Raw genomic sequence first — 14,624 nt, 5'->3', positions numbered from 1 at the left:
TTTATTTTGGATTGATAACACTTTGTACTTCTTCAGAATCTACATTTGTTTTATCGACTAAGATAACACCAGTATCAATCTTCTTCTCTTCTACTGTTCCACCTTGAGCAAGTTTTAATGCATTTTTTACACCATCATATCCCATGAAATATTGACGTTGTACAACAGATGCTACATCAAATTCACCAGCTCTGATCATGGTTTCGATTTCAGATGAGAAGTCAAATCCTACCATTGATACATCTTTTCTTTGGGATTCTGTAAGACCAGTTACAAATCCAACTGTAGAACCATTGTTTGGTCCAAATACACCCTTAAGGTTTGGATATGTTGTTAAGAAATCTTGGCAGAAACCAACTGCTTTACTGATGTCACCTTCGTTTACTTTGATATCATCATTTAATACCGTCCAGCTTTCTGGAGCATTTGCTTCCCAATACTCATTGAAACCTTTTACACGGTCATTGATTGTCTGGGAACCAGTAGATCCAACCTGAATTGCAACTTGTGCTTCTTCTGTTTCTTTTACACCTTTATCTTTTAATCTCTTTAAAAGTTCCCCTGCTGCTGCTTTACCTGCTTCAACGTTATCTGTTAATAAAGCTGCGCTGTAGTTATCGCTGTTGATAACTGTATCAACTAATACAACTGGTGTTCCTGAATTATAAGCTTCTGTAATTGGTGCATCCAAAGATACACTGTCAAGTGGTGCAATAACAATGGCATCTGCCTGTGCGGATACTGCGTTTTGTAATAATGTTAACTGTCCTTCGATGTCAGATTCTAATGAAGTACCAACGATAACAACATTACATCCTAATTCTTTTCCAGCCTTTTCTGCACCTGCTTGTAATACACTCCAATACTGGTTACCAAGTACTTTAACGATTACATAAATTGTTTTTTTGTCTTCACTTGCGCTGTCATCTGCTTGACCTGAAGCATCATTTGTTTCTTGACCAACTTCTGGAGTTGTTTCCTTTTCTGGTGCTTTTGAGCCACATCCTACAAGAGTTGAAACTGCTAAAACCCCTGCAATTAATAGTGCTGCTACTCTTCTCATATTAATATCCTCCTTTTATTTTAAGCTTTTTGCTTTTTACTAAAGAAACGTTTAATCGTATCTAAATTTCCTGCTTTATTTGCTGTTTGAGATGCTACTGCAACTAATAGAATCAATCCAACAATAACTTGCTGCCAGAAAGAGTTGATACCATTTAAGTTCAAACCGTTTCTGATTACACCCATCATAAGTGCTCCAATTATTGTATTTAAAATGGTACCTTCTCCACCAAGGATTGAAATACCTCCAAGAACAGATGCTGCAATTGCCTCCATTTCATAACCAACACCTGCTGTTGGTTGTGCACTTGATAAACGAGATGCAACTAAGATACCACAAATCGCTGCTGATAAACCTGAAATACAATATGCAAACATACGAGTCTTTACTGCGTTAATACCAGATAATTTCGCTGCCTCTAAGTTTGAACCACATGCATAGATTTGGCGACCTATACTACTTTTAGCTAAAACAACGCCCAAGATAAGTGCATAAACTAATGTGATAATAACACTGTATGGAAGTCCGTCTCCTCCAATTCTCCCGCCACCAAGTAAATAAAACTGTGATTGAACCTTAGTTGAAGGAATTGTAGTTGTATAAACTGGTGCTCCATTAACAATAACATTGGCTAAACCTCGATATACCCACTGTGTTGCAAGTGTGGCAACAAAAGGTACTACTCCTAATATTTCAATAAAGAATCCGTTCATAACACCTGTTAAAATTCCCATTGTTAGGCAAAGAATAATACATAACCATAATGGAAGACCTTTTGCTAAAAGGCTTACTACAATAATACCTGATAATGCCATTGATGCTCCTGCTGAGAGATCGTTACCTCCACAGACAAGACAAAAAGTTAATCCGCATCCAATAATGGTATATGTAACAATTTGTTGCAAAAGATTTTGTAAATTTGTAGGTGCCATAAACTTATCAAATGATAAAATTGAAAATAATGCGAACAGCGCAACTAAAATTCCTAAAGAATAAATAGCACGTCTAGTAGCAACATTTAACTTATTAAATGAATTCATGTTTTTCTTCCTTTCTGTCAGCTCCTTGTAGATAATTTTGGAGCTTCTTTTCCTTCTAACTTGTTATAACCTGCCGCCAGATACAATATCTCTTCTTGTGTTGTCTTTTTGGCATCCAATTCACCATTGATTTCTCCCTGATGAATTACCAAAACTCGATCACTCATACCTAATATTTCAGGAAGTTCTGAAGAAATCATGATAATAGCAACACCTTGTTCACTTAGCTTATTAAACAACTCATATACTTCATACTTTGCACCAACATCGATTCCACGTGTAGGCTCATCTACAATCAATACTTTTACATCATTGCAAAGCCATTTTGCCAACACAACCTTTTGTTGATTTCCTCCTGATAGATTTTTACAAAGTTGATGTATGCTTGGTGTTTTTGTTCGAAGTAATTTTACATACTTCTCTGCATTTTTTGCACCCTCTTTATCATTGATAAATCCAAATCGAGATAGTTTAGATAAATGAGCCATATTGGTGTTATATTTTACATCCAAGTTAAGTGCTAAACCATCTCTTTTTCTATCCTCTGTTGCATATCCGATACCATGTTTGATTGCTTCAATTACAGAATTTACTTTTATAGGCTTACCCTCTAAATAAAGTTCCATGCTATCAGCAACATCAGCGCCAAAGATACAACGCATTAATTCAGTACGTCCAGCACCTACTAATCCTGCAATACCAAGGATTTCACCTTTTCTAACATAAAAATGGTCTGCATTTACCTTGGTGCCCCTACGAACATTTCTTGCCTCTAAAGCAATATCACCGAATTTTCTTTTATACTTTGGATATTTATCTTCAAGAGATCGACCAACAATCATATTTACCAGTTCATCCATTGTAATTTCATTTAGATGTCTTGTACCAATATACTGACCGTCACGAATGATAGTCACTCGTTCACAAATCTGATTTAATTCAGCCATACGATGAGAAATGTAAACCATTCCAACACCTCTTGCCTGTAAACGTCTAATAATTCCAAATAACTGATCAATTTCTCTCTCTGTTAATGTTGCTGTTGGTTCATCTAATACTAGTATTTTTGAATTGAAACTAATAGCTTTTGCAATTTCAACCATTTGCTGCTGTGCAACACTAAGACTACTTACCTGAGTATAGGTATTTAGTTCTATTCCCAAATCATCTAGAATCTTTTGTGCTTCCTCATGCATTTTTTTATCATCAATAAACAATCCTTTTTTATGCGCTCTACCAATAAAGATATTATCTGCAACACTTAAGTGCCCGCACATATTTAATTCCTGCATGATGATACTAACACCTAATTCATGTGCTTTACTAACAGAATCAATGTCAACTTTTTTTCCTTCAATAAAAATTTCTCCCTCGTCAGCTCTATGCACACCTGACAATATTTTCATAAGTGTTGATTTACCGGCTCCATTTTCACCAACTAACCCTAACACTTCTCCTTTGTAAACATTAAGACTAACTTTTTCCAAGGCTTTTACGCTCGGAAAGCTTTTACTTATTCCTTCCATGCGAAACAATTCTTCCGCCATTTTTCATCCTCCTTTCATAACTTCTTCCTTACATCTAAATTATAGAGGATGTTACTGCATAAAAATATCGGATATTTTTATTATCCAAAGGATAATTTTATTTTTTTGTGTTAAATTTAACAAAAAAAATATTGTCATGTAAAAAACGACAATATTTTTCAACAATTTATTTTATATTTCTTTCATCTTTTGTAATTGATATTCTGATGGACTAACACCAATAATTCTACGAAATACTCTTGCAAAATAACTAGAATCTGGATATCCAACTCTTGCTCCTACTTCTTTCACACTCACATTAGGCTGCTTAAGTAACTTTTTTGCCTCATTCATCCGATATTCGGTTAAATATGTTGTAAAGTTTTGACCAAACTGTTGCTTAAACATTTTACAAAAATAAGTATCAGAATAATTGATACATCTGGCTGCCTCTTGCATTGAAATATCATTCATATAATTACTTCTTACATACTCTTCTACTAAGGATACTAATACATTGAAACGACTTACATTGTTTTCATCTTGTATCATTTGCATTTCTGAAGCCACTTCTTGCTTATTCGTATTACTATTTCCCATAAGCTCCATAACTTTTGGCGCATAGGAGGTATCCTCTTTTCTTTTTTCATATTCCTCTGCAAGATGAAGGGCCTCTTCTACCACAGACACTAACTCTTTTTCGGAATATGGTTTTAGTAAATATTCAAGTGCATGTACGGCAATCGCTTTTTTTGCATATTCGAATTTATCGTACGCCGTAAGAAAAATAATACAAAATCCTTCTTTTTCACGTCGCATAATTTCCGCCGCCTCAATTCCTTTTAGCCCTGGCATTTCAATATCTAAAATAGCAACATGAATGTCTGTGCTTCTAAAAACCTCTAATGCTCTTTTTCCATTTTCCGCTTCCAATATCTCACATAAATCCCCAAATATTTTTTGCAGAGTCTTTTTTAACATCATTCTCTCAATTAATTCATCCTCCGCTATTAGAATCCGATACATTATTGTTTTCTCCTTCCCAAAATAATCTGAATACGAGTACCCTCATTTTCACGACTATCCACTTGGACTTCTCCATGTTCATAATAGGCTGAAATTCTTCGGTATATATTTCCCAAACCAATGCCAACGCCCTTACCCCGTTGTTTTATGGCACTTCGTATCTGTTCTAATTTTTCTAACTTCATACCTAGACCTGTATCACTTACTTCGATGTATAATTGCTCCATATTTTGTTTAATTGCAATCTTTATGCTTCCACCATCCTCTTTCATAGAAATCCCATGTATTACTGCATTTTCAACCAATGGTTGTAATAGAAAGACAGGAAGTTCGATCATCTGGGTTTGTACATCACATTCAATTTTCCAACTGATTCGATCTCCAAAGCGTTTTTCTTGAATGTACATGTAATCTTCCACTATCCTTAGCTCCTGATTTAAAGGTGCAAATGGAGCCGTGGTTCGAAGGCTATATCGAAGAAGGTTACTTAAGACCCGTAACATTTCCTGTGATGTTGGTGCTTCTTCTATTTGAGTCATTCGAAAAATCATATTTAGCGTATTAAAAAGAAAATGTGGATTCAACTGGCTTTTGATTAATTGTAGCTGTGCTTCAGAGAAGCGCTGCTCAAGTTTCGTCTGCTCTAATTCTTGTTTGTGAAGTTTTTCTTCCACTTCACGTTTTTCCTCTAGCGTATGTACATAATCTTGCATGGAATGCTTCATCTTATTAAATGCATAAACTAATTGTCCTACTTCATCCTTACCTTCCCATTTGACATCACGTACTGTAAAGTCATTCTTTTCAATCCCCTTTGAAGCATGAACCAAATCTGACAATACGGTAATAATATTCTTAGTCAACATTCCTGTCAAATAAAAGAACAGTGTTAATGCTAGTAAGCCACTAATACAAATAACATATGGAAAGCGCTTTAAAAATACTACCCTTTCTTCATAATAAATATTACCTCCATCCAAGACCTCCTTCATAAGACGTGCAGCATAGTCTTGGATGTAATCTTGCATTTGATAAGTTTTATATAATTCTTTGATATATCCCGTTTCGTTTGATCTCATGGATAAGACTTTATCTCTTTGTTTTTTGTACTCTTCATAACTATTCTTAATATTCCATGTAATTGCATACCTTGCTTCTCCAGTCAATCTGTAGTCGTAAGGTATTGCCCTGAGGTTTTTTTGCGTTACTTCACATGATTGTACAAATTTTTTTTCGTTCTCTGAAGTATTATTTCTGATTAGTTTTTCAAAATCATCTGCTTCTTGTTTGAGTGCTTCCTGAAACTTATAACTAGATAGATTATCATCCATTAATACTTTTACATCACCAATAAACCCGTAAATCACACTTGCATTTACAAGTATTGCCACAGTCATTAAAACCCCTACACTTATCATTATCATATATAGTTTTGTTTTTAATGAAAGTTCATTCCAAAAGGATATTAGTCTTTTTTTAAGCATTTTTTCCCCCGTTAATTTAAAATGCACCCTCCATCAGGAAAGGCGCATCTTAAAATCATCATAGCCAAATTCTTTGACTATCTCTATTGTTTCACCTTTTTTTAATGCAATTGCAGGTAATTTCATTCCATTAAAGGTATTATTCTTTACCATAGAATAAATTGCCATATCACATAATAATAGTTTAGAACCAATTTGTAAAGGCTTTTCAAAAGAATAATCTCCTATGATATCTCCTGAAAGACAAGTTGGTCCCCCAAGGCGATACGTATATGGTTTTTCCTTTGCATCATATCCCCCAACAATTTGTGGGCGATAAGGCATCTCAAGTACATCTGGCATATGGCAAGCTGCTGAGGTATCAAGTATTGCTATATTCATACCGTTTTCAACGATATCTAGCACCGTAGTAACCAGATATCCTGCATCTAAGGCAACTGCTTCTCCAGGCTCAAGGTAAATCTCTAAATCATACGTCTCTTTCATATGCTTGATACAATAAATCAACGTCTCTATATCATAATCTTTTCTTGTTATATGATGTCCCCCACCAAAATTTAGCCATTTCATTTGATATAGATAAGAACCAAATTGTTCCTCTACTGCTTTTAATGTAGTGAGTAAATCATCTGAATTCTGCTCGCACAATGTGTGAAAATGTAATCCTGATATGCCTTCTAACAAATCATCTCTAAAATTATCTTTTGTCACTCCCATTCTAGAAAAAGGCGCACAAGGATCGTAAATCGCATGTCCCTCCTGTGTTGAGCAGGAAGGATTGATGCGAATACCACACTCTTTTTTATATTTAATCGCAAGTGGTTTGTATTTTTCCCATTGGGCAAAGGAATTAAATACCACATGGTCACAGATTGTGAAAATTTCTTCTATTTCATCTTCTCGATAAGCAGCTGCATAAATATGGTTTTCTCCATGCATATATTCATGAGCAAGCTTAGCTTCATACAAACCACTTGAAGTCGTTCCATTTAAATACTTGCGTATAAGTGGATACACTGAATACATGGAAAAACACTTCTGTGCAAGCAAGATATGACAGCCTGTTTTATCTATGACATCTTTTAATATTTCCAAGTTTTTTATTAGTTTATCTTCCTCCACTACATAGCAAGGCGTTTGTATATTCTCGTAATTCATGGATTCCTCTTTCTTAATCTACTAATACTGGGTTAAAATCCTCTTCCCATGGAAGCCCCCATTTATTTAATGCTTCCATAAATGGATCTGGATCAAATTCTTCTATATTAAATACACCTTTTCCACTCCATGTTCCATTCATCACAAGCATTGCTCCTATCATAGCTGGAACTCCTGTGGTATAACTAATTGCTTGAGAACCAACTTCTTTATAACATTCTTGATGGTCACAAATATTATATAAATAATATGTTTTGTCTTTACCATCCTTTTTTCCTCTAAAGATACAGCCGATATTGGTCTTACCAACTGTTCTCGGACCAAGACTAGCTGGATCTGGAAGAACTGCTTTTAAAAACTGTAATGGAACAATTTTCATTCCTTCGTATTCAATTGGCTCGATCGATGTCATTCCAACATTTTCAAGACATTTTAAATGTGTGAGGTAACTTTGTCCAAAAGTCATAAAGAATCGAATTCTTTTGATACCTGGAATATTGATTGCAAGAGACTCTAATTCCTCATGGTGGAGTAAATACATATCCTTTTTGCCTACTCCTTTAAAGTCATATTCTCTTTTAATTTCCATTGGCTTTGTCTCTACCCACTTACCATCTTGCCAATAGCTTCCATTGGCAGATACTTCTCGAATGTTAATTTCAGGATTAAAGTTTGTTGCAAATGGATAACCATGGTCTCCTCCATTGCAATCTAAAATATCAATATAGTTGATTTCATCAAACTCATGTTTTAGGGCATAAGCAGAAAATACCCCCGTTACACCAGGATCAAATCCGCTGCCAAGAAGTGCCATAATTCCTGCTTCTTTAAACTTCTCTTTGTATTCCCATTGCCATTTGTATTCAAATTTGGCTGTATCTAACGGTTCATAATTAGCCGTATCAATATAATGCGTCTTTGTCTCAAGACATGCATCCATAATGCTTAAATCTTGATATGGCAATGCTAAATTCAAAACAACGTCTGGTTGAAATAGCTTTATTAATTTAACGAGCTCCTCTACATTATCCGCATCTACTTGTGCGGTATGAATAATAGTTTTCGTCTTTTTTTCTAATTCCTCTTTTAGTTCGTCGCATTTGCTTTTTGTACGGCTCGCTATCATGATTTCCTCAAATACCTCACTGTTTTGACAACATTTATGAATTGCAACTTTTGCAACTCCTCCACAACCAATGATTAACGCTTTTCCCATTGTAATTCCTCCTAGTAATTGTTATTCTATCTTATTCTACATCACGTAGTAATTCTTCAATATAGTTTGGTAAGGCAAATGCCCCCACATGTAACTGTGTATTATAGTATTTTGTATGAAGGCCTCTTGCATTCCATCTGGTACTGCTAAAGTCTTTAATAGGGTGATACTTTTTCGATGCAAATCCAAAGAGCCAATAGCCCGAATGATACGTCGGAATATGTGCCTGATAGACTTTGCTAATTGGAAAACTTTCTACAATCCTTTTATGAATTCGTTGCATCATGATAGCATCATCGTTATAAAAGGCACTCTCATGCTGGTTTACCATAATTCCATCTTCTTTTAATGCCTTTTCACAGCTTCCATAGAATTCTTTTGTAAATAAACCTTCTGCTGGTCCGAAAGGATCTGTTGAATCGACTATAATCAAATCATATTCATTGTGACAATTCCTAACGAATTTAAGTTCATCCTGATAAATGATTTCAACACGTTTATCATCCAAACAACAGGCAGTCACAGGCAGATATTTTTTACAAACCTCTACCACCAACTCATCTTGTTCTACCATGTCTATATGTTCTATGGTTTCATATCTAGCTAATTCACGAATCACTCCGCCATCACCAGCGCCAATTACTAATACTTTCTTAACATTTGGATGAACCGCCATTGGAACATGCACGATCATTTCATGGTAAATAAATTCATCTTTTTCGGTTAACATCATATTTCCATCCATAGCAAGGAAGCGTCCAAAATCCTTGGATTCAAAAATATCAATGCGCTGTATTTCACTTTGAGCACTAAATAATTGCCTATCTACCTTGATTGAAAAATTAACCCCAGGGGTATGATGCTCGGTAAACCAAAATTCCATCTGCTTTCTCCTCCTATTTTAATACGTTTAAATTCTCTATTTTCATATCCTCTGGTCCAGTCATAAAGCAACCTTTTTCCTTCGCATATAAAATGTAATCCAAAATATCCTTTGTAATCCTCTCACCTGGTGCTAAAACGGGTATTCCAGGAGGATAACACATAACAAATTCACTACATACCTTACCAATACTTTCTCCAATCGGCACGGAATATTTCTCTCCATAAAATGCCTGCTGAGGCGTTACTGTAACAATTGGATTAATATATTCATGATCAAGCATACCTGCTCTATCTTTCTTATACCTTCTTCGGATTTCAGCTAATGCACTCACGAGCCTTTCAATGTCACGTTCTCTATCTCCTACTGAGATGTATGCTAATATATTTCCAATATCACCAAACTCAATTTGAATTCCATATTCATCTCTTAACAAATCATATACTTCGATTCCCGCTAATCCAATGTCTAAAGTGTTAATCGATAATTTTGTTACATCATAATCAAAAATGGTATCGTTATTCACAAGTTCTCTGGCATATGCATAGTAATCGCCAATCTGATTGATTTCTTGTCTTGCATAATGAGCCAAGCTTCTTACCTTCTCAAAAATATCTCTTCCATGTAACGCTAGATTTTTTCTTGAAATGTCAAGGCTTGACATGAGCAAGTAGGAACCACTTGTAGTTTGTGTTAAATTAATAATCTGTCTTACATAGCCTTCATTTACATTAGGACCAAGTAATAATAAGGAGCTTTGTGTTAAACTTCCACCTGACTTATGCATACTAATAGCCGCCATGTCTGCACCAGCCTCCATGGCTGAAATAGGCAGGTTTTCATCAAAATAAAAATGTGTTCCGTGTGCTTCATCTGCAAGAACTAGCATACCATGCTTATGCGCAAGCTCTGTAATCCCTTTAATATCAGAGCAAATTCCATAATAAGTAGGATTATTGACAAGAATAGCCTTTGCATCTGGATTCTCTTTTATTACTTTCTCCAATTCTTTTAAAGACATACCAAGGGCTATTCCCAATCGATTATCCACACCTGGATTCACGTAAACAGGAGTCGCTCCACTTAAAATCAATGCATTGATGGCACTTCTATGTACGTTTCTAGGCATAATAATCTTATCTCCTGCTTTGCAGGCAGCTAACACCATACTTTGTACGGCTGAAGTTGTTCCACCAACCATTAAAAAACCATGGGCTGCTCCAAAGGCATCTGCAACCAGCTCTTCAGCTTCACGTATGACTGACATAGGATGACACAAGTTATCTAGTGGCTTCATTGAATTCACATCCACTGCAAGACATTTATCCCCTAAAAAATTAGTAAGCTCTTCGTTACCTTTTCCCCTCTTGTGCCCAGGGACATCAAATGGAACCACACGTTCCTTCTTAAAATTGTTTAAAGCCTCGTAAATCGGCATGCGATTTTGATTTAATTGCATAACTTACCTCCACTATACTTTCAAACTAAACCAAATCACCCTTGCAAATGAAAATTATTGATAAACAAAAAAAATCAAGTACAAAGGCAGTCTACTACTACTTTTACACTTGAATTCGTTCACTAATTTGTATTATTTATATTTGAATTTACATTCTCATTTTATTTATCCAATATTAGCATATAGAGTCTATATAGCAAGAATTACTTTTACCACTCTTATTGATTGTTTCACAAGTGTGATGTGCATGTAGATGCACACGGTTGTGTAGTCACTAACTCAATGTTTCAATTAAAACATCAACTTATAAAATTTGAGTACAATACTCAATCAATAAGGCAACCAAGTTGCCAATTCGGCATTTGACCTGGCTGTCCGTATGGCCTTAATTTCAAATCCACATGAGAAATTTCGTGAATGAGAAATGGTCAAAAAATTCCTGCAAAAACCTACTAAATGCTTTTGCTGTAAGCTGAATTATATACCATTACCCCTTACTAAGTCAACTCTTTTTTTTAATTTTTTTTATTTTTTCACTAAACCATAAGTTTAGTGTTAGTAAACAAAATATCGTCTTGTTTTATTTCCTACTATCATAGTATACTTTCTCTAATACGAGCCCCTTGGAAGGTAGCGTTTCACCTGCAAAGTCTCGTTTTTTTGTTAAAAGTGTCCTTTCTATATCATCTATCGATAATGCACCCTTCCCAATACCTAATAAGGTTCCCGCTAAGATTCTTACCATATTATATAGAAAACCATTTCCAAAAAAGCAAAGGATAAGCTCCTCCTTATCCTCTACAAACGTAATATCATATAATTGTCTTACGCAATCTTTATCTACATCTTTTACGGAAGAAAACCCTCTATAGTCATTTACTCCGATTAAAAGCTTAGAAGCTTTTTTCATTTGTTCTATATCAAGATTTGCCTCACAATGGTAGACATACCTTCGGCGAAAAACATTCGGTTTTTCACCGTAGTAAATATGGTAGCTGTATTTTTTTTTCACAGCACTAAACCGGCTATGAAATGTAAGGTCAACTTCCTCTATTTTAGTTACTAAAATATCCAACGGCAATATATGATTTAGCCTTTCAAGAAATAAGGAGGGATCTATCTTTGACTTTGTTTTAAAATTCGCTGTCTGACCTATCGCATGAACTCCACGATCCGTTCTTCCTGAGCCATTTAACTCAATTTGTTCACTCAAAAGAATACTTAACTTATTTTCCAAGATTCCTTGGATTGTATTTTTTGTATTTTTTTGCTTTTGCCATCCATTATAGGCAGTTCCGTCATACTGAATGGTTAACATATAATTTTTCATAGCTTACTTCACTCTCATCATTGATTTAAAATCTTTGTTAACTCCTCCATAAAGGTATTAACATCCTTAAACTCACGATATACAGAGGCAAATCTTACATATGCAACCGCTTCTAAGTCTTTTAATTTATCCATGACGATTTCGCCAATTTGCTTGCTTTCTATCTCACGCTCTTCCAAATTAAATATTTCATTCTCAACTTCATCAATTAACTGATTGATGGCATTTACAGACACCGGTCTTTTATGGCAAGCTCTTAACACCCCAGCTTCTATTTTAGAACGATCATATTGCTCACGATTGTTATCTTTTTTTATTACAATAAGTGGAATTGTTTCAACCTTTTCATAGGTGGTGAAACGTTTCCCACACTCATCACAAAGACGTCTTCTGCGAATGGAACTATTATCATCTGCTGGTCTTGAGTCTATTACCCTTGTGTTTTCTTTACTACAAAATGGACACTTCATAGATTTCCTCCTACACTTATAACCATTAAGTTAATCCTTTGTTTATATTTGTTTTATTATAAACGTTTCCAATAATCATGTCAAATATCACAAATACTGATTCTAATGATTATAAATCGAGTTATTATAAAGCAAATCTATCTGCAATATTTTCCAACTGTTTCACACTTTTATGACTTTCTTCTGCAAGCCTATTGGTTTCATTTGAGTTTCCTGCCATTTCTTCTGTTCGTTGTGCAATATCAGTTACACCTGCTGAAGCTTCTCCCATCGTTACATTTATTCCTTCCAATGCCTCACTTATTATTGAAACTGATTTCGTCAAACTCTTAATAGAAGTTGATATTTCATTCATATTTTTCTTAAAAACAGTGGCGTCATTTTTATATTTTTCTCCCGTATCAATAAAATTCTCATAATCCTTTAAAACATCATTTCCAAGAAATTCTTCTGTATCCCACAAACAAGTTGCAATATTTTTTACCGCTTTATTTACTTTATCCGCAACTTGATTGATATTACCAACTTCTTTAGAAGTTTGTTCCGCAAGCTTACCAATCTCTGAAGCAACGACAGAAAACCCTCTTCCTGCTTCTCCAGCTCTGGCAGCCTCAATACTTGCATTCAAGGCTAATAGACTCGTTTGAGATGATATTTGCATAACAGCGCTTGTTAATACATTGATTTCTTCAACCGCCTTGGCATCTTCCATTGCTTGATCTGTTTTTATTCTTACTTTACTGTAAATATCTTTTGTTTTCTGGCTTGCTTGTATTGTCGTTTCGCAAAGTAAGTTTGCTCTATCCATAATTTCTCCTGAATAACTTGTTCCTTCTGTAACCAATTCATTGATTGCAAGAACGTTCTTTTTCATGTTCTCTATATCTTCAAATATTGTCTCTGTTGTCGCAGATGTTTCCTCCATACCTGCCGCCAATTCCTGTGTTATTGCTGAATTATCTGTAGACATCTGATATGCAACGTCAAGTACGGTTTGAAGCCCTGTTACGCTTAAGAGCACACCTTCTTTGGCTTTTTCTATTTCTTCTACAATCTTTCTAAGATTCTCACACATGGTCCGAACAGCTCGTGCCATTTCTCCCGTTTCATCTTTACGACTGTATATTTTATTATTTAAATCAATTCTGAAATTAAATTCAGATGCTTTTCTAATAATTGATGTCACGGTATGAATAGGGGCTACTATAATATTTCCCATCAATAAAGCTAACAAAGAAAGCACCGCAACTACAACAATACTGCTTGTAACCGCAATTTTTACTATATTATTGATTGGTTGCATTACTTCATTATAATCAGCTGCCATAACTAAAATCTCGTTTTTAGCAGTAATAGAATAACTAGCATACTTGATATCTCCTCTGTAATCATAAGTAATTACATTATCTTTTGGGATATCTCCTTCCTTTAACCTAGCAACTAAGTCCTTTACAATTTTATTTTCCACGGGTTGTCCTATTTTTTCGGCAGTTGGTGAATACTCCATAATTCCATCTTTATTAACCAAGTAGGCAAAGGACCCCTCCATATTGTGAATTTTAACATCAGATAGCAATGCCTTGTATTCTTCTCTCGTTGCCTCTTTTTCTCCGATTACTCCATTTATTATGGTACGATGCGTCGCTACCATATCAAGCATATAGGATTTCGTTAATTCCGAAATAGCGTTTCGGCTAATTGGAATTACAATTCCTAAAAATAAAGCCGAAGCAATCAAAATAGAGATTATTACCGTTAAAATAAATTTAGTCCTAATAGAATATAATATGTTTGTGTTTTCTTTTTTGGTTTTTGCATTATGCATGTTATTTATTCCTCCCCTATTTTATGATTATTTATATAAACTCTAACATTTTTTGTCAATTTATACCATAATTATCAAATATTCTGCAATTTTTTGCACATTTTAACTTTTTTTAGCATTTTGTAAACACTCTCTACTTCGAAT

Annotated in this window: 12 protein-coding genes; all 12 read right to left on the bottom strand. The window is 34.8% G+C overall.

Features of this window, described 5'->3' with window-relative positions; genetic code table 11:
• Position 1: 1 nt before the first annotated feature.
• Positions 2-1,063: an ABC transporter substrate-binding protein gene (locus F7O84_RS01845; RefSeq protein ID WP_151141220.1), complete on the bottom strand. Its 1,062-nt coding sequence runs from the start codon at positions 1,061-1,063 to the stop codon at positions 2-4.
• A 20-nt stretch (positions 1,064-1,083) separates the two neighbouring features.
• On the bottom strand, positions 1,084-2,103 hold the full coding sequence (locus F7O84_RS01840; protein ID WP_151141218.1) for an ABC transporter permease: 1,020 nt from the start codon (positions 2,101-2,103) through the stop codon (positions 1,084-1,086).
• A 17-nt stretch (positions 2,104-2,120) separates the two neighbouring features.
• Entirely contained in the window at positions 2,121-3,650 is a 1,530-nt protein-coding gene (locus F7O84_RS01835; protein ID WP_151141215.1) for a sugar ABC transporter ATP-binding protein, read from the bottom strand.
• 171 nt (positions 3,651-3,821) lie between these two features.
• Positions 3,822-4,655: a response regulator transcription factor gene (locus F7O84_RS01830; RefSeq protein ID WP_151141211.1), complete on the bottom strand. Its 834-nt coding sequence runs from the start codon at positions 4,653-4,655 to the stop codon at positions 3,822-3,824.
• The gene (locus F7O84_RS01825; protein ID WP_151141208.1) at positions 4,655-6,139 is read right to left on the bottom strand and encodes a sensor histidine kinase; all 1,485 of its coding nucleotides are present in this window, start codon (positions 6,137-6,139) and stop codon (positions 4,655-4,657) included. The genes F7O84_RS01830 and F7O84_RS01825 overlap by 1 nt, the downstream gene beginning before the upstream one ends.
• Before the next feature lie 33 nt (positions 6,140-6,172).
• On the bottom strand, positions 6,173-7,297 hold the full coding sequence (gene nspC / locus F7O84_RS01820) for a carboxynorspermidine decarboxylase (protein WP_151141205.1): 1,125 nt from the start codon (positions 7,295-7,297) through the stop codon (positions 6,173-6,175).
• Positions 7,298-7,310: 13 nt separating this feature from the next.
• A complete protein-coding gene (locus F7O84_RS01815; protein WP_151141202.1) occupies positions 7,311-8,513 on the bottom strand; it encodes a saccharopine dehydrogenase family protein in 1,203 nt (400 codons plus the stop codon).
• 31 nt (positions 8,514-8,544) lie between these two features.
• A complete protein-coding gene (gene speE / locus F7O84_RS01810) occupies positions 8,545-9,396 on the bottom strand; it encodes a polyamine aminopropyltransferase (RefSeq protein ID WP_151141199.1) in 852 nt (283 codons plus the stop codon).
• Between the two features lie 13 nt (positions 9,397-9,409).
• Positions 9,410-10,855: an aminotransferase class I/II-fold pyridoxal phosphate-dependent enzyme gene (locus F7O84_RS01805; protein ID WP_151141196.1), complete on the bottom strand. Its 1,446-nt coding sequence runs from the start codon at positions 10,853-10,855 to the stop codon at positions 9,410-9,412.
• Between the two features lie 580 nt (positions 10,856-11,435).
• Positions 11,436-12,185, bottom strand: coding sequence for a tRNA pseudouridine(38-40) synthase TruA (truA, locus tag F7O84_RS01800; RefSeq protein ID WP_151141193.1), 750 nt, complete (start codon positions 12,183-12,185; stop codon positions 11,436-11,438).
• Between the two features lie 17 nt (positions 12,186-12,202).
• Positions 12,203-12,655, bottom strand: coding sequence for a transcriptional regulator NrdR (gene nrdR / locus F7O84_RS01795; protein ID WP_151141190.1), 453 nt, complete (start codon positions 12,653-12,655; stop codon positions 12,203-12,205).
• Positions 12,656-12,779: 124 nt separating this feature from the next.
• Positions 12,780-14,480 (bottom strand): methyl-accepting chemotaxis protein, encoded by a 1,701-nt coding sequence (locus F7O84_RS01790; RefSeq protein ID WP_151141188.1) that lies wholly within the window; start codon positions 14,478-14,480, stop codon positions 12,780-12,782.
• Positions 14,481-14,624: the final 144 nt, after the last annotated feature.

The sequence above is a fragment of the Candidatus Galacturonatibacter soehngenii genome (genome assembly GCF_008830185.1).
Lineage (GTDB): Bacteria > Bacillota > Clostridia > Lachnospirales > Lachnospiraceae > Lachnotalea > Lachnotalea soehngenii.
Note: the sequence above shows the minus strand (reverse complement) of the source record. Positions and strands in the feature narration are given on the sequence as shown.